The sequence below is a fragment of the Paraburkholderia sp. BL27I4N3 genome, from assembly GCF_003386115.1.
Taxonomy (GTDB): domain Bacteria; phylum Pseudomonadota; class Gammaproteobacteria; order Burkholderiales; family Burkholderiaceae; genus Paraburkholderia.
In genome coordinates this window covers 4315608-4339312 of sequence record NZ_QREJ01000001.1, presented here as the reverse complement: position 1 = coordinate 4339312, position 23705 = coordinate 4315608, and the positions used below count along the sequence as shown (strand labels likewise).

The 23705-nt window shown below is 61.6% G+C and carries 22 protein-coding genes; 6 read left to right on the top strand and 16 right to left on the bottom strand.

From position 1 onward, the window contains the following. Positions 1–4: 4 nt before the first annotated feature. The 10 genes from B0G71_RS19605 to B0G71_RS19560 all read right to left on the bottom strand — a co-directional run bounded on the left by B0G71_RS19605 (position 5) and on the right by B0G71_RS19560 (position 13000). On the bottom strand, positions 5–1060 hold the full coding sequence (locus B0G71_RS19605) for a branched-chain amino acid ABC transporter permease (RefSeq protein ID WP_116143564.1): 1056 nt from the start codon (positions 1058–1060) through the stop codon (positions 5–7). Between the two features lie 205 nt (positions 1061–1265). After that, positions 1266–2426 (bottom strand): ABC transporter substrate-binding protein, encoded by a 1161-nt coding sequence (locus B0G71_RS19600; RefSeq protein ID WP_116143562.1) that lies wholly within the window; start codon positions 2424–2426, stop codon positions 1266–1268. Between the two features lie 369 nt (positions 2427–2795). Beyond that, positions 2796–3962: an ABC transporter substrate-binding protein gene (locus tag B0G71_RS19595; protein WP_116143560.1), complete on the bottom strand. Its 1167-nt coding sequence runs from the start codon at positions 3960–3962 to the stop codon at positions 2796–2798. 518 nt (positions 3963–4480) lie between these two features. Beyond that, positions 4481–5452 (bottom strand): branched-chain amino acid ABC transporter permease, encoded by a 972-nt coding sequence (locus B0G71_RS19590; RefSeq protein WP_181916921.1) that lies wholly within the window; start codon positions 5450–5452, stop codon positions 4481–4483. Beyond that, positions 5452–6336, bottom strand: a complete 885-nt coding sequence (locus tag B0G71_RS19585) for a branched-chain amino acid ABC transporter permease (RefSeq protein WP_106284883.1) — start codon at positions 6334–6336, stop codon at positions 5452–5454. The genes B0G71_RS19590 and B0G71_RS19585 overlap by 1 nt, the downstream gene beginning before the upstream one ends. A 187-nt stretch (positions 6337–6523) precedes the next feature. After that, complete coding sequence (locus B0G71_RS19580; protein WP_116143556.1) at positions 6524–7738, bottom strand: ABC transporter substrate-binding protein; 1215 nt, start codon at positions 7736–7738, stop codon at positions 6524–6526. 51 nt (positions 7739–7789) lie between these two features. Further along, positions 7790–8548: an ABC transporter ATP-binding protein gene (locus B0G71_RS19575; protein ID WP_116143554.1), complete on the bottom strand. Its 759-nt coding sequence runs from the start codon at positions 8546–8548 to the stop codon at positions 7790–7792. Then, a complete protein-coding gene (locus B0G71_RS19570) occupies positions 8545–9324 on the bottom strand; it encodes an ABC transporter ATP-binding protein (RefSeq protein ID WP_116148725.1) in 780 nt (259 codons plus the stop codon). The genes B0G71_RS19575 and B0G71_RS19570 overlap by 4 nt, the downstream gene beginning before the upstream one ends. Positions 9325–9617: 293 nt before the next feature. Next, entirely contained in the window at positions 9618–11330 is a 1713-nt protein-coding gene (locus B0G71_RS19565; RefSeq protein WP_116143552.1) for a GMC family oxidoreductase, read from the bottom strand. A 131-nt stretch (positions 11331–11461) separates the two neighbouring features. Next, entirely contained in the window at positions 11462–13000 is a 1539-nt protein-coding gene (locus B0G71_RS19560; RefSeq protein ID WP_116143550.1) for a CoA-acylating methylmalonate-semialdehyde dehydrogenase, read from the bottom strand. Between the two features lie 145 nt (positions 13001–13145). On the opposite strand from B0G71_RS19560, the gene B0G71_RS19555 reads away from it, so the two are divergent. Together B0G71_RS19555 and B0G71_RS19550 are read left to right on the top strand one after the other, a co-directional pair. Next, positions 13146–14045, top strand: coding sequence for a LysR family transcriptional regulator (locus B0G71_RS19555; RefSeq protein ID WP_106284888.1), 900 nt, complete (start codon positions 13146–13148; stop codon positions 14043–14045). Between the two features lie 350 nt (positions 14046–14395). Continuing rightward, positions 14396–14932 carry a class IV adenylate cyclase gene (locus tag B0G71_RS19550; RefSeq protein ID WP_106284889.1) on the top strand — a complete coding sequence of 179 codons (537 nt, stop codon included), beginning with the start codon at positions 14396–14398 and terminating at the stop codon, positions 14930–14932. 50 nt (positions 14933–14982) lie between these two features. Here the strand turns inward: B0G71_RS19550 and B0G71_RS19545 are convergent, their stop codons facing one another. Continuing rightward, positions 14983–15474, bottom strand: coding sequence for an Lrp/AsnC family transcriptional regulator (locus B0G71_RS19545; RefSeq protein WP_116143548.1), 492 nt, complete (start codon positions 15472–15474; stop codon positions 14983–14985). A gap of 145 nt (positions 15475–15619) precedes the next feature. On the opposite strand from B0G71_RS19545, the gene phhA reads away from it, so the two are divergent. Together phhA and B0G71_RS19535 are read left to right on the top strand one after the other, a co-directional pair. Beyond that, complete coding sequence (gene phhA, locus B0G71_RS19540; RefSeq protein WP_116143546.1) at positions 15620–16510, top strand: phenylalanine 4-monooxygenase; 891 nt, start codon at positions 15620–15622, stop codon at positions 16508–16510. A gap of 93 nt (positions 16511–16603) precedes the next feature. Next, a complete protein-coding gene (locus B0G71_RS19535; protein ID WP_116143544.1) occupies positions 16604–16894 on the top strand; it encodes a 4a-hydroxytetrahydrobiopterin dehydratase in 291 nt (96 codons plus the stop codon). 105 nt (positions 16895–16999) lie between these two features. On the opposite strand, the gene B0G71_RS19530 is transcribed toward B0G71_RS19535, so the two are convergent. After that, positions 17000–17224, bottom strand: coding sequence for a DUF3717 domain-containing protein (locus B0G71_RS19530; RefSeq protein WP_106284892.1), 225 nt, complete (start codon positions 17222–17224; stop codon positions 17000–17002). Between the two features lie 239 nt (positions 17225–17463). Between B0G71_RS19530 and B0G71_RS19525 the strand changes: the two genes are divergently transcribed. Both B0G71_RS19525 and B0G71_RS19520 read left to right on the top strand, forming a co-directional pair. Further along, entirely contained in the window at positions 17464–18150 is a 687-nt protein-coding gene (locus tag B0G71_RS19525; RefSeq protein ID WP_013590077.1) for a response regulator transcription factor, read from the top strand. Positions 18151–18284: 134 nt separating this feature from the next. Further along, a complete protein-coding gene (locus B0G71_RS19520) occupies positions 18285–19790 on the top strand; it encodes a sensor histidine kinase (RefSeq protein WP_116148723.1) in 1506 nt (501 codons plus the stop codon). A gap of 64 nt (positions 19791–19854) precedes the next feature. On the opposite strand, the gene B0G71_RS19515 is transcribed toward B0G71_RS19520, so the two are convergent. From B0G71_RS19515 to B0G71_RS19500, 4 genes are all read right to left on the bottom strand, one after another. Next, complete coding sequence (locus B0G71_RS19515; protein WP_116143542.1) at positions 19855–20373, bottom strand: SET domain-containing protein; 519 nt, start codon at positions 20371–20373, stop codon at positions 19855–19857. 218 nt (positions 20374–20591) lie between these two features. Continuing rightward, positions 20592–21704 (bottom strand): NADH:flavin oxidoreductase/NADH oxidase, encoded by a 1113-nt coding sequence (locus tag B0G71_RS19510; protein WP_116118581.1) that lies wholly within the window; start codon positions 21702–21704, stop codon positions 20592–20594. 74 nt (positions 21705–21778) lie between these two features. Continuing rightward, positions 21779–22492: a glutamine amidotransferase gene (locus B0G71_RS19505; RefSeq protein WP_106284895.1), complete on the bottom strand. Its 714-nt coding sequence runs from the start codon at positions 22490–22492 to the stop codon at positions 21779–21781. A gap of 127 nt (positions 22493–22619) precedes the next feature. Next, complete coding sequence (locus B0G71_RS19500; protein ID WP_012434832.1) at positions 22620–23258, bottom strand: MarR family winged helix-turn-helix transcriptional regulator; 639 nt, start codon at positions 23256–23258, stop codon at positions 22620–22622. Positions 23259–23705 lie beyond the last annotated feature (447 nt).

The window sequence follows — 23705 nt, the reverse complement described above, 5'->3', positions numbered from 1 at the left end:
CGCGTCACTCCTCTTCCTCTTCGGCGTGCGGACTGGCGAGACTTCGCCAGAGCAACACGGGGATGATCAACGTGAACACGATCACTTCCTTGTAAGCGCTCGCCCAGAACGACGAATACGACTCCAGCAGACCGACCAGGATCGAGCCCGCGGCCGCCAGCGGATAGCTGACGAGCCCGCCGATAATCGCCCCCACAAAGCCCTTCAAACCGATCAGGAAGCCCGAGTCGTAGTAGATGGTGGTCAAGGGTGCGACGAGGATGCCGCACAGCGCGCCGAGGCCTGCCGCCAGCGTGAATGCGAGGCGCCCCGCTTGCGTCGTGCCGATGCCGACGAGCCGTGCGCCGAGCCGGTTCACCGACGTCGCGCGCAACGCCTTGCCCGAGATTGAGCGATCGAAGTAAAGATACAGCGCGCCGATCAACACCGCCGCCGTGCCGACCACCCACAGGCTTTGCCCGGAAATCGTCAGTGTGCCGATGTTGAAGGTCGCATCGGAAAACGCTGTAGTGCGTGAACCTTCCGCACCGAACATCACGAGACCCAAGCCGACCATCGCGAAGTGCACTGCCACCGCCACGATCAACAGCAGCAGCGTGCTTGCCTCCGCGATCGGCTCATACGCGAGCCGGTACACATAAGGTCCCATCGGAATCACGATCAGCAGCGTCAACGCGATCTGCACGATCATCGGCAGCGTATGCATGAAAACGCTTTGTGTGAGCGCATAGACCGCGATCGGAAACAGCAGATATTTGCCGACCAGCATGACCAGCGTGCGCGCCGCATGCCGGCGCCGTTCGGGATGCCGCACCAGCCCCGCTATCTCGACGACAAAGCAGGCCGCGCCCATCGCCATCAGCAACCAGCAGGTGGCTGGGAATTTCTGCGTCTGCAGTGCGGCGAGCGTCAACGCGCCGTACGAAACAAACTCCCCCTGCGGGATGAAGATCACCCGCGTCACGGAGAACACCAGCACCAGCGCGAGCGCTAGCAGCGCGTAGATCGCGCCCGTGGTGATGCCGTCCTGCGCGAGGATCGCCGCAATTGATAGATCCATACTTCCTCGTCCTGAAGCGTCGAAATCGAAACTGGGAAACCGTCGTGGCGGCAGAACTCGTGGCCGTCCATCGACCCCCTATGCCCTGAAAAGGCGACCGCCGCGCCGGTCACGGCGCGGCGGTCGATGCCATTGTCATCGAACAGAATGGCAATGCGGCGTCACATGCCGCACGTTGCGCGAGAGGCGCGTACCGCTTTTGTTGTTAGTCGTTCTGCAGCTTCCACTTGCCGTCGACGATCTGCACGATCACGCGTGCGCGCTTATCGAGGCCGTTGTGGTCGGTCGTCGTGGTGTTCATGATGCCGTGCGAGACAGGCAGTTCCTTGATGTTCTCAAGCGCCCCACGCAGTGCCACGCGGAACTGTTCCGTGCCCGGCTGAGCGGTCTTCAGTGCGACAGGAATCGCGGCCTGCAACATCTGGCCGGCGTCCCATGCGTGCCCGCCGAACGTCGCCACCGAGCCCGCGCCATACGCTTTCTCATACGCCGACTTATAAGCCAGCGACGACTTCTTCACCGGGTTCGAGTCAGGCAGTTGATCCGCCACGAGGATCGGTCCGGCCGGCAGGAATTCGCCTTCGCAGTCCTTGCCGCACACGCGCAGGAAGTCGTTGTTGGCGACGCCGTGAGTCTGATAGACCTTGCCCTTGTAGCCGCGCTCCTTGAGCGTCTTGGCCGGCAGCGCCGACGGCGTGCCCGCGCCCGCGATCAGCACCGCGTCCGGGTTCGCAGCCATCGTCTTCAGCACCTGGCCCGTCACCGATGCATCGGTGCGGTTAAAGCGCTCGTTCGAGACGATCTTCAGATTGTGTGCAGCGGCCGCCGCGGTGAAGACGTTGTTCCAGCCGTCGCCATAGGCATCCGCGAAGCCGATGAAGCCCACCGTCTTTACGCCGTGATGCTCCATGTAATCGGCGATGGCGTCGGCCATCAGGCTGTCGTTCTGCGGCGGTTTGAAGGCCCATGCGCGCTTCGCGTCCATCGGCGAAATGATCGCCGCCGATGCCGCCAGCGAGATCACCGGCGTCTTGCCTTCGGCAGCGGCGTCGAGCATGGCGAGCGAATTCGGCGTGACGGTCGAGCCGATGATCGCGTCGACGTGGTCTTCGTCGATCAGCTTGCGCGTGTTCTGCACGGCTTTGCCGGTATCGGATCCGTCGTCGAGAATGATGTACTGCACGGTCTTGCCGCCGATCTCTTTCGGCAGCAGTGCAATCGTGTTCTTTTCAGGAATCCCGAGCGATGCGGCCGGCCCCGTGGTAGAAAGCGTCACGCCGATTTTCACCTGAGCGAACGCCGCGCCCGCACTGCACATCAACGCCATGGCAATGCCGGTGCGTACCCATTGCTTTGTCTTTTTCATTGCAAGTCTCCAAACGCTTTGAAGCGCGTATCTGAAATCCGACTCGTGGGCCGGGTGTCTGAATCTAGTTATAGGGTTCTGGCGTGCCAAGCATGGTTTTCCCTGCTCAGCGCGAATACCGTCGCCGCTTTGCTGCTACTTCACTGCGCATACCACGACTGCAAACTGCTGCGATATCCTGTGAACAAAACACTAACATGTTAGTAGTATTGCGTTCTGCATGATTGACGGTCAATAGACTGCAACCCAAATGCGGGTTTGTCCTGAAGCGGCGGAGCCACACTTTTTCACGCGATGCGGACAATAAAAAAGACGCGTCAACTGCACGCGTCTTTTGTTTATTGAAGGTCCATATCGTTTTGCCTTCGCTCAGTCGCCGGACAACTTCCACTTGCCGCCGACAATCTCCACCATCACGCGTGCCCGCTGATCGAGACCAGCATGGTCGTTCGCGCTCATATTGAAGATGCCGTGCGACGCGGGCATGTCTTTAGTGCTTTCCAGTGCGGCCCGCAATGCTTCACGGAATGCAGGCGTACCCGGTTGACCCTTCCTCAACGCCAGCGGAATCGCGCGTTGCAGCAGCAGGCCCGCGTCCCATGCGTGGCCGCCGAAGGTCGACACCGAGCCGGCGCCGTAAGCGGTTTCGTACGCGCGCTTATAGGCAAGCGCACTCTTCTTCACCGGATTCGAATCAGGCAATTGCTCGGCAACGAGCAACGGACCCGCCGGCAGATAGGTGCCTTCGCAATCCTTGCCGCACACACGCAGGAAATCGTTATTGGCGACGCCGTGCGTCTGATAGTACTTGCCTTTATAGCCACGCTCCCTGAGCGTTTTCTGCGGCAGCGCGGCCGGTGTGCCGGCACCCGCAATCAGCACCGCGTCTGGATTCTGCGACATGATCTTCAGCACCTGGCCGGTCACCGATGCGTCGTTGCGTGCGAAGCGTTCGCTCGCGACGACCTTGATCTTCGCGAGATCGGCAGCCTTGCCGAATTCCCTGAACCAGCTCTCGCCGTAGGCGTCGGAGAAACCAATAAAGGCCACCGTCTTCACACCGTGGTTCGACATGTGCTGCGCGATGGCTGTGGCCATGAGAATGTCGTTCTGCGGCGTCTTGAAGACCCACGCGCGCTTCGCGTCCATCGGCTCGACGATGCTCGCCGCGGCCGCCATGGAGATCATGGGCGTGGTGGTTTCGGCGGCGACGTCGATCATGGCCAGCGAGTTCGGCACGACGGTCGAGCCGATCAACGCATCCACGTGATCTTCGCTCGTGAGCTTGCGTGCGTTCTTGACAGCCTGGGTGGAATCCGTGGCGTCGTCGAGGACAATGTAATCAATCTTCTGACCTGCCACCTCTTTAGGCAGCAGTGCGATCGTGTTCTTTTCCGGAATGCCGAGCGATGCGGCCGGGCCGGTTGCCGACACGGTCACGCCGATTTTCACGTCCGCGAATGCATGGCCGCTCCATGCTGCGCTCACTCCGGTGGCGACCAATGCCGCGCTGATCCAACGCAATGCCGACTTCATGCCGCTCCTCTATCAACCCCGTTATCCATTCGAATTTAAATGGACAGATTTAAATCCCGACCATGCGGTCGGTGAATAGCGAGTTTAGCGGACGAAAGCCGCGCACGGCAAGCGTTTTGCAGGGTTGAGACGTGTGAAATAGAGACATGTTCGGCGAATGAAAAAGGGTCACCGAATTAGCGGGGAATTTGAATGGCGAATAACCGGAAGTACAAATAAAAAGCGCTGTTGGATATCAATCCAACAGCGCTTTCGTCTGGGCACTGAGTGCCTCATTGTCTCCTCGTTCTCCACCTGCAAAATTCGTGGTGCATCAGAACTGCATGAAGATTAAACGAGCACTCCACGTACTACAACTAGCAATTACCCTAGTGGTGCACTGCGGCACCGAATTGGGGCGCGGTTGTGCGAGCCGTACCGTGTATGCATTTCGACTCGATTGCCGCCCTCTTCAACCTGCCGCATCGAGACGGCTGGATTATATCGGATGCCGAAGCAATTGCCCATTTCACTAAACGTCAGGCCCGCAGCGGCCGCACTCGCGCGATAATTTCGCCGACGATGCCACGCCGGAACGCCAGCACGCAGGCAATGAAAATCACGCCGGTGACGATGGTCACCGATTCGCCCAGCGAGCGGAACCACTCGACGCCCGTGGTCGTCGCCAGTGCCCCGCCGATATCGCCGAGCCGATCCTCGAGCGCGACGATCAGCGCCGCGCCGAGCAGCGGCCCGAACAACGTACCCATGCCGCCGACGAGCGTCATCAGGATCACGAGGCCGGACATGGTCCAATACGCGTCGCTCAACGTCTCGAAGCCTTGCACCAACACCTTGAGCGAACCCGCGAGACCCGCAATTCCCGCCGACAGAATGAACGCGAGCAGCTTGAAGCGATCCGTATCGTAGCCGAGCGACACCGCGCGCGGCTCGTTCTCCTTGATGGCCACCAGCACCTGCCCGAACGGCGAATGCACGATCCGCACGATCAGCAGGAAGGCCAGCACCATCACGGCGAGCACGACGAAATACAGCGCCATGTCGGACGACAGATCCAGCACGCCGAACAGCTTGCCGCGCGGCACGCCTTGCAGACCATCCTCGCCATGCGTGAACGGCGCCTGCAGGAACACGAAGTAGACCATCTGCGCGAGCGCCAGCGTGACCATCGCGAAGTAGATGCCCTGGCGGCGAATCGCGAAGAGACCCACGATCAGGCCGAGCAAGGTCGCCGCCGCGGTGCCGGCCAGCACACCGAGTTCCGGCGAGAAGCCGAGCGACTGGATCGCATAGCCCGTCACATAGCCAGCCGAAGCGAGAAACATGGCGTGGCCAAACGACAGCAACCCGGTGTAGCCGATCAGCAAATTGAACGCCGCCGCGAACAGCGCGAAGCACAGCACCTTCATTACGAAGAGCGGATAGATGCCGAGCACGGGCACCGCGAGCAGCACGATCAGCAGCAGACCGTAGAGCACTTTTCTCTGCATCATTTTTCCTTGCCGAAGAGACCCGCCGGGCGCACCAGCAACACCAGCGCCATGATCACGAAGACGACGGTCGCCGACGCTTCCGGGTAAAACACGCGCGTCAGCCCTTCGATCACGCCGAGCAGCAAACCGGTGAGAATCGAGCCCATGATCGAACCCATGCCGCCGATCACGACCACCGCGAACACCGTGATGATCATCGGCTGGCCCATCAGCGGCGAGACCTGAATCACCGGTGCCGCGAGCACGCCCGCAAACGCCGCCAGCGCGACGCCGAAGCCGTAGGTGAGCGTAATCATCAGCGGCACGTTGATGCCGAACGCTTCGACCAATTTCGGGTTTTCCGTACCGGCGCGCAGATAGGCGCCGAGACGCGTCTTCTCGATCACAAACCATGTCGCGAAGCACACCGCCAACGAAGCCACCACGACCCACGCGCGATAGTTCGGCAGGAACATGAAGCCGAGATTGGTTGCGCCGGAAAGCGCCGACGGTACGTCGTAGGGCTGACCGGACGAACCGTAGATGGAGCGGAACACGCCTTCCACCACGAGCGTGAGCCCGAATGTCAGCAAGAGCCCGTACAGATGATCGAGCTTGTAGAGCCAGCGCAGCATGGAGCGCTCGATCACGATGCCGAACAACCCGACGATCAGCGGTGCCAGCACCAACATCAGCCAATACGGCAGGCCGAAATACGAAAAGCCCATCCACGCGAGCATGGCGCCCAGCATGAACAACGCGCCGTGAGCGAAATTGATCACGTTGAGCAAGCCGAAGATCACCGCCAGCCCGAGGCTCAATATTGCATAGAACGAGCCGTTCACGAGCCCCAGCAACAGCTGGCTGAGCATCGCCGGTAGCGGAACGCCAAAGATTTCCATTGAAGCCTTAACCCATCGCCAAGGTGAGATCGGTCACGCACGATCCGGCCGGCGCGCAATCAGCGGCAACGACGCCGATCGCGCGCGGCATGTGAAACGCTTCGCCGTCTGCCTGTGTACCATCACGGCAGCACGCATCGCCCGTCAAGACGACGAGGCAGACGGCCATCTGGTTATGAACCAGCGATTACTTCCACAGCGCGCAGCGCGTTTCGGCCTTGGTCGTGAACGCCTGCTCCCCGGGGATCGTCGCCGTGATCTTGTAGTAGTCCCACGGCTCTTTGGATTCGGCCGGCGTCTTGACCTGCATCAGGTACATGTCGTGGATCATGCTGCCGTCCTGACGGATGTAGCCCTTCGCATAGAAATCGTCGATCTTGGTCTTTTTCAGTTGTGCCATCACCTTGTCGGAGTCGGTCGAACCCACCGCCTTCACTGCGTTCAGATAGGTCATGGTCGCCGAGTAGTCGGCTGCCTGCAGGCTCGAAGGCATCTTTCTCATCTTGTCGAAGTAGCGTTGCGCCCACTTGCGGGTGGTGGCGTCCTTGTTCCAGTACCAACTGTCCGTCAGTACGAGGCCTTGCGTGGTTTCGAGACCCAGGCTATGCACGTCGTCGATGAACATCAGCAGCGCGGCGAGTTTCATCGTCTTGGTAATGCCGAACTCCTTGGCCGCCTTGATCGCGTTGATCGTGTCGCCGCCCGCGTTGGCGAGGCCGAGGATCTGTGCTTTCGACGCTTGCGCCTGCAACAGGAACGACGAGAAGTCTGACGCCGACAGCGGATGACGCACCGCGCCCAGCACCTGGCCGCCATTCGCTTTCACCACGTCCGACGTGTTCTTCTCCAGCGCCTTGCCGAAGGCATAGTCGGCCGTCAGGAAGTACCACGTCTTGCCGCCCTGCTTCGTCACCGCCGAACCCGTGCCCTTGGCCAGCGCCGTGGTGTCGTACGCATAATGGATCGTGTACGGCGTGCATTGCTCATTGGTCAGCGTGTCCGCGCCCGCGCCAATGCTGATGTACACCTTCTTCTTTTCTCCGGCCACGGTGTTCATCGACAGACCGGTTGCCGAATTCGTGCCGCCGATCAGCAGATCGACGCCGTCACGGTCGAACCATTCACGCGCGCGCGACGCCGCGATGTCCGCCTTGTTCTGGTGGTCCGCATACACCACCGTGATCGGCTTGCCGTTGACCTTGCCGCCGAAATCCGCCACCGCCATGCGAATCGCTTCGAGTCCACCCTGCCCGTCGATGTCCGCATACAGACCGGACATGTCGGTGATGAAACCGATCTTCACCGCGTCGTCAGCCGCTTGCGCGCTGCTCATCGTCAAGGCGGCGCCGGCGGCGACCGCGAAACAGAGTGTGGCAAGCCGCGCGAGTGGGTTCTTTTTCATTCCTGTCTCCTGGTTTCTTCGCTTGTGGTTATCAGAGGCAATCGGGCGCTTTTATACGCCCAGTAGATCGTGCAGGACCGGCATCTTGCTTTCGAGTTCACTTGCCCCGAAGTGCTCGACAATCGCGCCGTGCTCCATCACATAGAAGCGGTCCGCCAGCGGCGCGGCAAAACGAAAGTTCTGTTCGACCATCACGACGGTGTAGCCCCGCGCCTTGAGTGTCATGATCATGCGCGCCAGCGCCTGCACGATGACAGGCGCGAGCCCTTCCGAGATTTCGTCGAGCAGCAGCAGGCTCGCGCCGGTGCGCAGAATACGCGCCACCGCCAGCATCTGCTGTTCGCCGCCGGACAGCCGGGTGCCTTGGCTGGCGCGGCGTTCCTCCAGATTAGGGAACATCGAATAGATTTCTTCGAGCGACATCATGTGCGCCTTGTCGCCGATGGGCGGCGGCAAGAGCAGGTTTTCCTCGCATGAGAGGCTCGAAAAAATACCCCGTTCTTCCGGACAGTAACCCACGCCGCAATGCGCGATCCGATGCGTGGGCAGACTGATGGTTTCGCGTCCGCCGATGCGGATCGAACCGGTGCGCCGTCCGGTCAAGCCCATGATGGCGCGCAGCGTAGTGGTCCGGCCCGCGCCGTTGCGGCCCAGCAGCGTGACGACTTCGCCGCGGTTCACCGTCAGATCGACGCCATGCAGAATATGGGATTCCCCGTACCACGCCTGCAAACCCTTGATGTCCAGCGCAGGAACGGCGTTATCCGTCCCGCTTATGTCGAGGCTTTCTCGCTCGGCAATCGTATTCATGCGTGAGCTCCGGCGAGCGCCGCGTCGGCGCTGCCCATATAGGCTTGCATCACGAGCGGATTTTTCGACACTTCGGCGTAGCTGCCTTCGGCGAGCACCTCGCCTCGTTGCAGCACCGTAATCGTGTCGGAGATGCCGGCGATCACATTCATGTTGTGCTCGACCATCAGGATGGTGCGGCCGCTCGATACTTTTTTGATCAACGCCGTCACGCGATCGACGTCCTCATGGCCCATGCCTTGCGTCGGTTCGTCGAGCAACATGAGTTCGGGCTCCATGGCGAGCGTGGTGGCAATTTCCAGCGCGCGTTTGCGGCCATAGGAAAGTTCGACCGTCAACACTTCGGCGAAATCGGTCAGTCCGACCTGGGTGAGCAGATCCATTGCGCGGTCATCGAGTTGGCGTAGCGTGCGCTCGCTCTTCCAGAAATGAAATGCCGTGCCGAGCTGGCGCTGCAAACCGATACGCACATTCTGCAATGCTGTCAGATGCGGAAACACCGCGGAAATCTGGAACGAACGAATAATGCCGCGCCGCGCAATCTGCGCCGGGCGTTCGCCGGTGATGTCGATGCCGTTGAAAACGATCTGGCCCGCAGTGGGTTCCAGAAACTTGGTGAGCAGATTGAAGCAGGTGGTCTTGCCTGCCCCGTTCGGGCCGATGAGCGCATGGATCGAGCCACGGCGCACGCGCAGGTTCACACCGTTCACGGCGATGAAGCCTTTGAACTCACGGGTGAGGCCGCGCGTTTCGAGAATCGTATCGCCGAGAATCATGTTCCCTTCCATACGGAGTAAGGCGAAGCACTACGATCTTCCGCGCGAACCGCTGCGCGACTTTTTATGACGGCGGCACCCCGTGCCGCTCGTTGGCGTGCTGCACCAATGCGGACGGTGATCCATGGGGCGGCACGCAGCATGGGTGCCATTGTCGCGCCAATGATGCAGCGCATTCATTGGGATTTGCACTTAGTGGAAGTGGATGACACCGGCCCCGAACGGGGTGCATACGTGCGAGATGCCCGCCGAGCAGGTCGGACGGACATCTCATGCGGCTCGTGCGCTAGTTGTCACGCCGCGGACATGGAAGGCGTTGCGCTAGTCTGTGCCGCGAAGCTGCCGCCCACGTGCGCTCGCCGATCTTCGCGGATCATGTCGCTGGCGCGCTCGGCGATCATCAGCGTGGGCGAATTGGTGTTGCCCGAGGTGATGGTCGGCATGACAGATGCATCGACCACGCGCAGTCCGTCAACACCGATAACCCGTAGGCGGTTGTCGACCACGGCGCCGGGGTCGTCGGTGGTCCCCATACGGCAGGTGCCGACTGGATGGAAGATAGTCGTGCCGACCGCGCCGGCGGCCTGCTGCAACTCCTCTTCGGTCTGGTACTGAATGCCAGGCAAAATCTCCTGCGGCCGGTAGCGTGCGAGCGCGGGAGCCGCCGCGATGCGGCGAGTAAGACGCAGCGCGTTGGCGGCAACGTGCCGGTCGTAGTCGGTGGAGAGGTAGTTCGGCGCGATCAGGGGTGGCGCTGAAGCATCGGCGGATTCGATGTGAATGCTGCCGCGCGAAGTGGGCCGCAACTGGCATACCGACGCCGTGAAAGCGTTGAACCGATGCAGCGGCTCGCCGAAGCGATCGAGCGAAAGCGGCTGGACGTGATATTCGAGGTCGGGCCGCGTGAGCGAGCGATCGCCTGGATCGGATTTGGCAAATGCACCAAGTTGCGACGGCGACATCGACATTGGGCCGCTTTGAAAAAACGCGTACTGCATGCCGATCAGCAACTTGCCCCACCAATGCGCGGACGCTGTATTGAGCGTACGCACGCCGTCGACCTTATAGGCCATGCGCAATTGCAAATGATCTTGCAGATTCTCGCCCACGCCGCGCAGATCGTTGACGACCTCGATACCCAGAGTCTGCAGACGCGCGCCATTGCCGATACCGGAGAGTTCAAGCAACTGCGGTGAATTCACCGCACCTGAACTGAGGATCACTTCGCAGCGAGCCTTGGCCAGATAGTCTGTGTTGTCGCCGCGATATTCGACGCCCGTACAACGGCGTCCTTCGAATACGACGCGTTGCGTGTGCGCGCCGGTGATCACGGTGAGATTCGGCCGCTTGAGTGCGGGACGCAGAAACGCCTTCGATGCATTCCAGCGAATGCCGCGTTTCTGATTCACGTCGAAATAGCCGACACCAGTGTTGTCGCCGCGGTTGAAGTCGTCGGTGGCGGGAATGCCGGCCTCTTGCGCGGCGCGCGAAAACTCTTCGAGAATCTTCCATTTCAACCGCTGTTTTTCGACCCGCCAAGGTCCGCCCGCGCCATGCGATTCGCTTGCGCCGGCATGGTGATCTTCGCTGCGTTTGAAGACCGGCAACACCGAGTTCCATGACCAGGATGCGTCGTTCGTGACGCGCGCCCATTCATCGTAATCTTCGCGCTGACCACGCATGTAGATCATGCCGTTGATGGAAGAACTCCCGCCCAAAACGCGGCCGCGCGGATACGACAGCGCGCGGCCATTGAGGCTCGCTTCCGCCTGCGTTTTGTAGAGCCAGTCCGTGCGCGGATTGCCGATGCAATAGAGGTAGCCGACCGGCACGTGAATCCAGTGATAGTCGTCTTTTCCGCCGGCTTCGAGCAGAAGCACTTGCACGTCGGGATCCTGGGTCAAGCGATTGGCCAGCACACAACCCGCTGTGCCCGCGCCCACGATGATGTAGTCGAATTCGCCTTCGAGACGCCGGGCCGCGGACGTCGGATCGGTATGGCTCATTGTTCAGTCTCCTAAGCTTTTTTGCCGGCTAGTCGCATGGTTATCATGCGACTGCGGCCTGGGCTCTATTTTTGTTTTTTGCCTTCGACATGCCACCAGAAGCGCAGGCTGCCGAAGGCAATCGCCTCACACTACTTAGCCACCGGCATCGTGAACTCAGCACCCTTGGCAATACTGTCGGGCCAGCGCTGCATGATGCTCTTGTAGCGCGTATAAAACCGCACACCTTCTTCACCATACGCATGATGATCGCCGAACAGCGACTTCTTCCAGCCACCAAACGAATGCCACGCCATCGGCACGGGAATCGGCACATTGATGCCCACCATGCCGATCTGGATCTGCCGCGAGAAAGCGCGAGCGACGCCGCCATCGGACGTAAACAACGATACGCCGTTAGCAAACTCGTTGGCGTTGATCAATTCCACCGCGGAAGCAAAATCCGGCACGCGCACTACACAGAGCACGGGTCCAAATATCTCTTCGCGATAGATCTTCATGTCGGTCGAAACATTGTCGAACAGAGTGCCGCCCAGAAAGAAACCCTTCTCATGACCGCTGACCTGATGGCCGCGTCCGTCGACCACCAGCTTCGCGCCCGCTTCGATGCCCGAGTCGATATAGCCGACCACTTTCTCGCGATGCACCGACGTCACCAACGGTCCCATCTCGGCATCTGATTCCATGCCGTTGAGCATCTTCAAACTCTTCACGCGCGGTGTGAGCCGCTCCACCAGTTCATCGGCGATATGTCCCACCGCGACGGCCACCGAAATTGCCATGCAACGCTCGCCCGCCGAACCGTATGCCGCTCCGATCAAGGCATCGACGGCCTGGTCGAGATCCGCGTCCGGCATCACCACCAGATGATTCTTCGCTCCGCCCAAAGCCTGCACACGCTTGCCGTGCCTCGTGCCTTCCGTGTAGATGTATTCGGCAATCGGCGTCGAACCGACAAACGACAATGCGCTGACTTCCGGATGCACGAGCAACGCATCGACAGCGACCTTATCACCGTGCACGACGTTGAACACGCCGTCCGGCAAGCCGGCTTCCTTCAGCAACTCCGCGAGACGATTCGAACAGGACGGATCGCGCTCTGACGGCTTCAACACAAACGTGTTGCCGCACGCAATCGCGACGGGGAACATCCAGCACGGCACCATCATCGGGAAATTGAACGGCGTGATGCCGGCGACCACGCCGAGCGGCTGACGCAGATTCCAGTTGTCGATGCCGCCGCCGATCTGATCGGTGAAGTCGGTCTTCAACAGGTTCGGAATGCCGCACGCGAACTCGACGATCTCGATGCCGCGCATCACCTCGCCCTTCGCGTCCGAAAACACTTTGCCATGCTCGCGCGTGATCAGTTCCGCGAGTTCGTCGTGGTGACGGTCGAGCAGTTCCTTGAACTTGAACAGGACACGCGCGCGCTTGATCGGCGCGGTTTCACTCCACGCGGGAAACGCGGCCTTGGCGGCAGCGACGGCGGCATCCACTTCGGCAACGCTCGCCAGCGGCACGCGCGCGCTCACACTGCCTTGCGCGGGATTGAAGACGTCGCCGAAACGGCCGCTCGTGCCCTCGAACGTCTTGCCGTTGATGAAGTGGGTCAGCGCACGGGCGGTGGTCGCGCTGCGCTGGGTTTCGTCCTGATATGTCTCGCTCATGATGTCCTCTTTCGTGTGAAGTCTTCCGCCCCGGCGTGCCCGGGGCGTGATAACGCCGTGCTGAAGGTGAAGCGTACGGCGCTTCGGGCCGGGAAATCCAATGAGTAATGCTCAACTGCGCTATAAGGCGCGTTAATATCAGGCTATGGATCTGACTCTGCTCCGGGCGTTCGTCACCGTGGCGCGCGAGGGCAACCTCACGCGTGCCGCCGTGCAACTGCACCTGACCCAACCTGCCGTCAGCCTGCAAATCAAGCATTTGCAGGAGACGCTCGGTGTCACGTTGTTCACGCGGACCTCGCACGGGCTCTCGCTCACACGTGACGGACAGGCGCTGCTGCCGCACGCCGAACGCGCGCTCGGCGCGGCGAACGACGTGCAGCGGGCGGCGCAATCGCTGCGTCACGAAGTGCGCGGACGGTTGCGGATCGGCACGATCCTCGACCCGGCGTTTCTGCGCCTGGGCGGCTTTCTCAAGCAGCTCGTGGAAAGCTGGCCGCACATCGAGACGGCCTTGCGCCACGGCATGTCGGGCTGGGTGCTGGAGCAGGTTCGCGCGGGCGAGCTGGATGTCGGCTACTACATCGGCTTGCCGTCCGAAGACGAACCGCGCGACGGCCCCGCTTTCCACGCGGTCACGCTGACTCACTTCCAATACCGCGTGCTCGCGCCGGCCGGCTGGAAAGACCGCGTCAAGGGCGCGCGCGACTGGCGTGCGCTGGCGGCGCTGCCGTGGATCTGGACGCCGCCCGCGTCCGCGCATAACCGGCTGTTGACGCGCTGCTTCGACGAAGCCGGAGTGAAGCCGGTCAAGGTGGCGGAAGTGGACCAGGAGCCGTCGATGCTCGATCTGGTCAAATCGGGCGTCGGCCTCACGCTCGCACGCGACGCCACCGCGATCGCCGAAGCGCATGCACACGCGTTGACCATCGTCGAAGGTGTTACCGTGCCGACCCAGCTCAGCTTTATCACGCTCGCGCAGCGCAAGGAGGAACCGGCGATTGCCGCGGCGTTGAAGCTGATCGAGCAGCAATGGGCCACTTGAGGATCGCGCGAATGGCGCTCGCGTGACGGGCATGAGAGCGCCAGCGAGTGTGCGATATGAGCCGCTCTCATGACAGCTGCAAGCCGTATGGTCCTATCGCTATAGATAACCGGCGCTATCTCCTCACGCAGCAGCCACCTGCGTGCGGGTCCAGCAACCCGCTCGCCCGCCGCGACCACTTGACCCTCGCCTGAAACCACACCGTCACGCAGTTTTTGTTAGATTGAGGGTTCGCGCACACGCGCCTGCTCGCCATCCTTTTCCGTTCCACCTGGTTTGTCCTTCCCGGCAGCTTCGCCTCGGCAACACCGGAAGCCGCCGATCAATCCATCCTTCAACAGGAACCTGACATGGCACGCAACATTGAAATCAAAGCCCGCGCCCAGCATTTCGAGCAACTCCGCGAACGCGCGGCGCAGCTCGCGCCGGACGCACCGCTGATCTTCCGCCAGCAGGACTTTTTCTACGACGTGCCGCGCGGCCGCCTGAAGCTGCGCCAGTTCGACGACGGCACGCCGGCCGAGCTGATCTTCTATCAGCGCGACGACCGCGACGGTCCGAAGGCGTCGTACTACACGCGCAGCCCGGTGACCAATCCGGAAGCCATGCACGCGCTGCTCGCCACCGCGCTGACCACGCGCGGCATCGTCACCAAGGAACGGCACGTGTATCTGACCGGGCGCACGCGGATCCATCTGGACCGCGTCGACGGTCTGGGCGACTTCGTCGAACTGGAAGTGGTGCTCGCCCAGGACGACGATGAAGAAGGCGGCCACGCCGAAGCCCATGCGATGTTCGCCACGCTCGGCGTGCCGGAATCGGATCTGGTGGCGGTGGCCTACGTCGATTTGCTGAGCCCGGACAGCGCGCCGAAGCAAGCGGCATAAGACTGAGGCAACCCAGAGCTGCAGGCGGAGTCAGGGCGGCCGGTGCCGCATCAAGGGGCGGCCGTCCCCGGCGACAGATGGCCCAGCGGCAACGGGCCATTGCGTTTGAACGTGGTGAGCACGATATTCGAGCGCACGCTGTCGACGCCTGGCACACGCATCAGCTTCTTCATCACGAACGTCGATAGATAATTCAGATCGGGCGCGACAATGCGCAGGAGATAGTCGGCGTCGCCCACCACGGCATGACATTCCAGCACTTCAGGCAGCACGTCAATCTGCTGTTGAAACTGCTCGATGATCGAATCGCCGTGGTGCTTCAACTTCAGACTGGTAAACGCGGTGACGCCAAGCCCGAGCTTTTCGGGCCGCAGCACGACGCGATAGCCATCCACCACGCCCAGCTGCTCCAGCCGCTGCAGACGCCGTCCAATCTGCGACGGCGACAGCGGCACCTGCTCCGCTAATTGCTGATGCGTTGCACGGCCGAAGCGCTGAAGCACGTCCAGCAGCGCAAGATCGAAGTGATCGAGTTCTAACATGTTGGATATCCGCATTGAATGGCTTATTCATGCACGATTATTGCATAATCGGCCCATAAACCGCCATCATTGCGCCCATTCCGCACTGCCGCCGCTCTACACTTGCATCACCTATATATAAGCCGTCACCGTAGAGCGCAGCATCATGTCCACCGCCAACACCGCCAAACTGAAAGAGCAATTCAACGCCGGCCTCCAAACCCGCGCCGATTTCACCATCGACCAACCGACCGGATGCTACGGCGCGGTCGACCATGCGGTATGGCAACAGCTTTACGCGCGCCAGACGGCGCTGCTCAAAGGGCGCGTCTGCGACGAATTCCTGGCCGGCGTCGACACAATCGGCATGCCCGCCGACCGCGTGCCCTCATTCGACGAAATCAACGCGAAGCTCACGCCCGCCACCGGCTGGCAGATCGTCGCCGTGCCCGGCCTCGTACCGGACCAGGTGTTCTTCGAGCATCTGGCGAATCGCCGCTTTCCCGTGACCTGGTGGATGCGCCGGCCGGACCAGCTCGATTATCTGCAGGAGCCGGACTGTTTTCACGATCTGTTCGGCCACGTGCCACTGCTGATCAACCCCGTTTTCGCGGACTACATGCACGCGTACGGCCGCGCCGCGGTCGCCGCCCATGACGCCGGCGCCCTGCCGCTGCTCGCGCGTCTCTATTGGTACACAGTGGAGTTCGGGCTGATCCGCGACGCGGCCAGTCCGAACGGCGTGAAGATCTACGGCGCGGGCATCGTGTCGAGCAAGGGCGAGACGCTCTACAGCCAGCAAAGCGCCGCGCCGAACCGCCTCGGCTTCGATCTTGAACGGGTGATGCACACGCGCTACCGCATCGACACGTTCCAGAAAACCTACTTTGTGATCGACGACTTCGCGCAGTTGCTCAACATCGCGCAAACCGATTTCGCGCCGCTGCTGGCAAGGCTTGCCGCCGAACCGGCCTTCGCGGCCGGCGACGTCCTCGAGCACGACCGCGTCATTACGCGCGGCTCTCAGGAAGGCTGGCTGGCCGACGGCGATATCTGAAGAGCAGGCCGGCTGCGGGCAGATGTCATCCGTGAAAAAATAGGAATGCGCACGCTCACCGGCGTGCCCGTTCAGATCCAATGAGGTAGCACCATGATTCAGAAACTGACTTCCGAAGAACGCGCCACGCAGCTCCCCGGCTTGCAGGGCTGGCAAGCGGTGACGGACCGCGACGCGATCCAGCGCCAGTTCAAATTCGCCGACTTCAACGAAGCATTCGGCTTCATGACGCGCGTGGCGATCAAAGCGCAGGAAATGGATCACCATCCGGAATGGTTCAACGTCTACAACAAGGTGGATATCACGCTGTCCACGCATGAGGCCGGCGGCTTGACCGAGCGCGACATCAAACTGGCGACGTTTATCAACAGTATTACGGCGTAATACAAAACCGCTGGTGCGTCTCAGGCGCGTTTATGCGCCGACCATCGAGCAATTTGGCAGCAATGAAAGGGCATTGCAGGTAATCCCTTGCCCAAACCTTCAGTTCTACAGGCTATTCTTAAGGTGCACGTAAGAATCCCACGCTTGCCTGGCAATGCCGTCTAAACGATCCAGTGATAGCGTGTGCTGACGCTGTACAATCAGCAGCGCATACGGCTTGGAGAGCGCGCTTGCCTCCTTGCACAGAACGAGTTCGTCGCCGCTCGAAGGTGAGCGGGCACGCCAGAAGTTGATTGCGGCTTCCAGTTCGTGAATGCTTATCTCGGACATGACTTCGTGATCGCTTTCAGGAAAACGCCGGGTTGTCCGAAGTTATCCTGGCCCTTCGGGAGACTGGTGCGATGTGACAGGTTGAGAAGCGCCCGGTTGGCGTTTCGAGGCCGCTCGATGCCTGCTTCGTGGCCGCTTCGTGCCAGTTCGGTACGGCCACGCCGCACGCTGTCTGTGCAGCAGGCGCCCCGGCGAACCGCTTGCCCAAACGCCTAACCCATTGTACTTGAGCGAAACTCATGCGACTCCTTCTGATCGAAGATGACCGCCCCATCGCACGCGGCATCCAAAGCAGTCTCGAACAAGCCGGCTTCACCGTCGACATGGTCCACGACGGCATTTTCGCCGAACAGGCCCTCACGCAAAATCGCCATGAGCTGGTGATCCTCGATCTGGGTCTGCCCGGCATCGACGGCATGACGCTGCTCTCGCGCTTCCGTCAGAGCAATCGTCACACGCCGGTGATCATCCTCACCGCGCGCGACGAACTGAACGACCGCGTGCAAGGCCTGAATTCCGGCGCCGACGACTACATGCTGAAGCCGTTCGAGCCCACCGAGCTCGAAGCGCGCATCCGCGCGGTCATGCGCCGCAGCGGTCCGCACGGCGATATGCCGCGTCCGGAAGTGTCGCTGGGCGGTGTGCGCCTGTCGGGCGTCGATCGCCGCATTTTCAACGACGACAAGCCGCTCGAACTCTCGCCGCGCGAATTCGCGGTGCTCGAAATGCTGCTGCTGCGTCATGGCCGCGTGGTCAGCAAGGCACAGCTGCAAGACCATCTGACGCATTTCGGCGGCGATCTCGGCGACACCGCAATCGAGGTCTATGTGCACCGGGTTCGTAAAAAGCTCGAAAACTGCCGTGTCGAGATCGTCACGGTACGCGGCTTCGGTTACCTGTTGCAGGAAATCCGTCAGGCCGCATAATCGTCGTGACGGCCGCACGCTACGTTGCGGCCTGACGACGCCAGACCGGCGCCGCGCACCCGGTGCGCACTTCGCCGGCATCCGGCGATATTTCGCGGTGCTTGCGCCGTTGCTACTTTCCCGCGCGTTCGATCATGCCCCAGCCGGCCGCCAATAGTCTGCGCCGCACGCTGCTGCGGCGCCTCGCTGCTCCCCTTTCGCTGCTCGCGCTCATGAGCGGCCTGATCGCCTACTGGCTGGCGTGGCAGTACACGCAGCACGTGGTCGACCGTTCGCTCGCCGATCTCGCCACCGCGATTTCCAAGCAGATCCAGATTGCCGGCCCGGATGCGCGCATCACGGTGCCGCCGCTCGCGCAGGCCATGTTCTCGGATCCAGTCGAGCAGCTCGTCTACCGGATCAGCACGGGCGAAACGGAAATTGCCGGCGATCACAATCTACCGCTGCAAGGCACGAGCGTGCGCCGCATGCATTACGCGTACGTATTCGAAACGCAGCATCAAGGCGTGACGGTGCGGGTGGCGCAGGTCCGGGTCGATCAGCCGACGGGTAATCCGATCGTCGTGGAAGTCGGTCAGCCGGTGCATCACCGGTTTCGCATTGCCGCCGAGTTTTTGGTCGCGATCATGATGCCGCTGCTGTTGCTGCTGCTGGCGGGCTGGGTGATCGTATGGCGCGTGGTCAATCAGCAGCTCAATCCGCTTACCGATCTCGCTGATTCGCTGAACCGGCAAACCCACACGTCGCTCGAACCGGTCGATGAAACCTATGTGCCGGTCGAAATTCGCCCGTTGACCGGCGCGCTGAATGCGTTGCTCGGCCGCCTGAAAACGGCACTCGACGGCCAGCGCAAGTTCATCGCCGACGCCGCGCATCAACTGCGCACGCCGCTCACCGCCGTCAAGCTGCATGCGGAGCAGGCGGCCATCGCGCGCGATCCGCAGCAAACCCTGGCCGCTGTCCGTGAGCTACGCGCCGCGGCTGATCGCGCCGTGCGGCTGTCCAATCAACTGCTCTCGCTCGCGCGTGCCGAGCCGGGCGAACAGGCGGCTCGGTTCGTCAACGTGGACATGGCCGCGCTCGCGTTCGACACGGGCGCCGAGTGGGTGCCACGTGCGTTGACGTTCCACGTCGACCTCGGTTTCCAGCGTCTGGACGACCCCAGCAACGGCCATCCGCTGATGGCGCGCGGCAATCCCGTGCTGCTGCACGAAGTACTCGCCAATCTGCTGGATAACGCGCTCAAATACGTGCCTCCGTCGCGCTTCGATGGCGGCCGCATCACGGTGACAGTGTCGCAAACGGTGATCGACGAATTGCGCATGGCGGAGATCATCGTCGAAGACAACGGACCGGGCGTGCCGCGCAACCAGCAGGCCGATCTATTCAAGCGGTTCTTCCGCGGCGACGGTCAGACCGACGCCGGCGTGGATGGCGGCGCCGGTCTCGGCCTCGCGATCGTCCACGACATCATGGTGCTGCATCACGGCAGCGTGCATTACGAGGATGCCCCGGAAGGCGGCGCACGTTTCATCGTGCGCATTCCGCTAGTGCCGATCACTGTTCAGAGCGATGTGGAGGTGGTTGAACCGAGGCGCCCGGCAAAAAAATCGGCGCACTCGGCGCCGTTGGATATCTGACTGTCTGCAAGCTCGGCGGGCGTCTGAATCGATCGCCAACGTGATCGATCAGACAGCCCAAACATCATTTCTTCTTCGCTTTCTTCGCCGACGTTTTGCCCTTGGCCGCCGACTTCCCGGACTTGCCCTTCTCCTTCTCCGGCGCCGCCAGCATCGTGCCGCGGCACTTGCGCGCGCCGCAACGGCATTCGTATTCCTTCTTGAGCTTCTTGGTCTGACGCGCGTCGATCACGAGGCCGTAATCGTAAAAGACCTCCTCGCCTTCCGCGATATCGCGCAATGCATGCACGTATACGTGACCGTCGATTTCTTCGGCTTCGCAGTTCGGCGCGCAGGAATGGTTGATCCAGCGCGCGCTATTGCCGTTCACTTTGCCGTCGATGACCTTGCCGCTGTCGAGTGCGAAATAGAACGTGTGATTCGGTTCGGCCGGATTATGCGGATGACGGCGCAGCGCTTCTTTCCAGGAGATCCGCTCGCCTTTGTATTCGATCAGGCGCTCGCCGGCCCCAATCGGTTCGAGGGCAAACACGCCTTTGCCGTGCACACCCGAACGGCGCACGGCGATCCTGCGTGAACTCATTGAATGAATCCTTGTGAAGAACTGGGGGTGAAGTTTGGCAGCCGTCGAAGATGCCCGCGTCTCGCGCGCTGCTTTTTTCTGCCGCGGATAGCAAACGCGGCGCCTTGCGAGCGCCGCGTCGACCTGCGACGCACGTGCGCCACAACCGGCATCCTACACGCTGAAGACGGCTTCGTTCAACCGTCAAAAAGACGCGCGCCGATGACGGTTGACCAACTTCACCGTTGTCCGAACGAAATGTCGCCGAACAATGCCTTTTGCTCGCGCGGTTGCGAACGCCAGTACTGCGGCGGCGCTTCGACCGTCGCGCCGAGTTGCGCCGCGGCGTGCCACGGCCAACGCGGGTTGTACAGCAACGCGCGGGCCATCGCGATCAGGTCGGCGTCGCCGTCTTCGATCAGTTGTTCGGCATGCAACGGGTCGGTGATGAGGCCCACGCCGATGGTCGTAAGGCCGGTTGCTTTCTTAACCGCCTTGGCAAAGGGGATCTGATAACCCGGTTCAAGCGGAATCTTCTGCAACGGCGAGACGCCGCCGGACGACACGTCGATCCAGTCGCAGCCGCGCTTTTTCAGCTCCTGTGCGAACGCGATGGTGTCTTCCAGCGTCCAGCCGCCTTCGACCCAGTCCGTCGCGGAGACACGCACGCCGACCGGTTTGTCGGCGGGAAAGGCAGCGCGCACGATATCGAAGATTTCAAGCGGAAAGCGCATGCGGTTTTCCAGCGAGCCGCCGTAGTCGTCATCGCGCTGATTGGCGATGGGCGAGAGGAACTGATGCAGCAGATAGCCGTGCGCCGCGTGCACTTCCAGCCCATCGACACCGAGCCGCGCGGCACGGCGAGCCGAGGCCGCGAATGCTTCGCGGATGCGGTTCAGCGCCGGTGTGTCGAGCGCCAGCGGCGGTTCTTCGCCGGCCTTGTGCGGCAACGCGGACGGCGCGAGCGGCAGCCATCCGCCTTGCGACACCGGAATCAGCTGGCCGCCTTCCCACGGCGCGTGGCTCGACGCCTTGCGCCCGGCGTGCGACAACTGCATCGTGACCTTGATGTGCGAATGCTTGCGGATCGCGGCCAGCACGGGCACAAGCGCGGCTTCGGTGACGTCGTCCCACAGGCCGAGATCGCCTGGTGTGATGCGGCCGTCCGGCTCGACCGAGGTCGCCTCGATGCACAGCATGCCGGCACCGGATAACGCCATGCTGCCGAGATGGATCATGTGCCACGCGGTTGCCTCGCCACGGTCGGCGGAATACTGGCACATGGGGGACACGACGATACGATTGGGAAGCGTCACGCTACGCAGCGTGAGCGGAGAAAAAAGCGCGCTCATGGATTACGCCCAGTAGAAACCCGAGAGCGATCGAGCATAGCACCGCAAGTGATTTAGTGCTGGCCCATAGCCATTCAGGGTTTCGCCTCGACCTGATCGAGCCACTCGCCGAACATCCGGCACGCGGCGGCTTCGAGCGCGGGACCGAACTTCGCGGTCTCGGCCCGCAACTGGCGCGCGTCGATGCCGTGGCCAACCAGTTCACCCGCATTGCCGATCAGCCATGGCTCGAAGCGATCCGTCCGGATCTCCGGATGACACTGCAGACCCAGCACATGATTGCCCCAGGCGAACGCCTGGTTCTCGCAAGCCGGTGTCGACGCAAGCCGCGTTGCCTTGTCAGGCAGATCGAACGTATCGCCGTGCCAATGCAGCATGGAGGTCTGCGCACCGTCCAGATGACGGACTGGCGAAGCGCGGCCGGCGTCGGTCAGCGTAAGCGGCGACCAGCCGAGCTCGGTTCGACCCGCGGGATAGACGCGAGCGCCAAGAGCACGCGCGATCAATTGAGCGCCGAGACAGATGCCGAGAGTCGGCAAACCCGCGGCGATGCGTTTTTCGATCATGGACAGCAACGGCACGAGCGTCGGATAAAGCGCGTCGTCGGTTGCGCTGATCGGGCCGCCGAGCACCACCATCAGCGACGCGGAAACCGGGTTCGGCGCTTCGATGCGGGCGAAGCCCACGTCGAGATAGCGGACCGGGCGCCCGCGCTCGCCGAGCACCAGCTCAAGACTGCCCAGATCCTCGAAGTGCACGTGGCGAATGGCCAGAACTTCGCGATTCATCGGCCTGTCCCACCTTCAGGTTGACTAAAGACTCGCCGCCACGCGGCACCAGTCGGCTGACGGGCGGCAAACGCCGCCCGCTGAAGCCGGCTTGGCAGTGTAGCGGATTGTCCCGGAAGAAGCCGCCTTATTGGGCGAAGATCTTCCAGGTCTTCTTCTGGGTGGCGACGTCGGCCATCTCATACACCGAGCAGTCGAGGCGCAGATCCGTATCCGACATGTTCAGGTCGAGCAACGCGCAATGATGCGGCGTCTTCTTCGGGTTCTTGCTGGGCTCGAAATGCGTGCAGCTCAGACACATGCGGTGCGGCGGAATTGTGCCTTGCGCTTCCAGCTGATGAACCGTCTTGAGCAGCGTGCGATAGAACACAGCCTGCTCGTCGTCACGCAGCGTGCCGACCGCCTTAGCCAGGAAGTCCGGCCATTGCGCCGCGCGCTTCGCAGCCGTACGGCCACGAGCCGTCAGGCGGACCGCGAGGGCACGGCCGTCGTCGAGGGCACGGCGCTTTTCGACCAGCCCTTTGGTTTCGAGCGTGCTGACTGCATCACTTGTCGTCGCGGCGGTGAGCGCCGTTTCGCGGGCAATTTCGCCGAGACGCATCGGGCCTTTGCGCTGCATCAGCAAGACCAGAATTTCGCCCTGGGTGGGTGTCAGGCCAGCGCCCTCCGCCCATTCCCAAGCCTGGCTCCGCATCGCCGTGCTCAATCGCAATAGGCTGTGGGTCACCCGCCCGGTCGCCTGTTCTCCGTATACGCCTTCGCTCATAATCTTCGATTGGTTTATTTACAGCTTTCGTACGACGCCGGCGAACTGCTTACCGACCGCGCCCGTAGCCTGTGTGGGGTAGCCTCGCCCAACTGCGGACAAGACGGTTTTCTACTATCTCAAAAATTTACCGCCTTGCAAGGCAAAGCAGCGGAAACGACATTCTATGCGAGAGCGGCGAATCGTACAGCTAAGTTATCCAACACAAGTTGTGGATAACCACGGGAAAACTCCGGGATGGCTTGTGCGCCGATTCTTGATAAGCACCCAGGCCTGATCCTCCTGTCACAAAGTTGTCCTCGTATACCGGCGCCGATGCACCCTCGATCAGCGCAGTTATGGTTTACGCAGCACGTTGACTTTGCAGGGAATTATTCAGTTGTCCACAGGCAGATGCAATGCTTGTTAACTACTACTACGTTTGTATACATTAACGGTATAAAAACC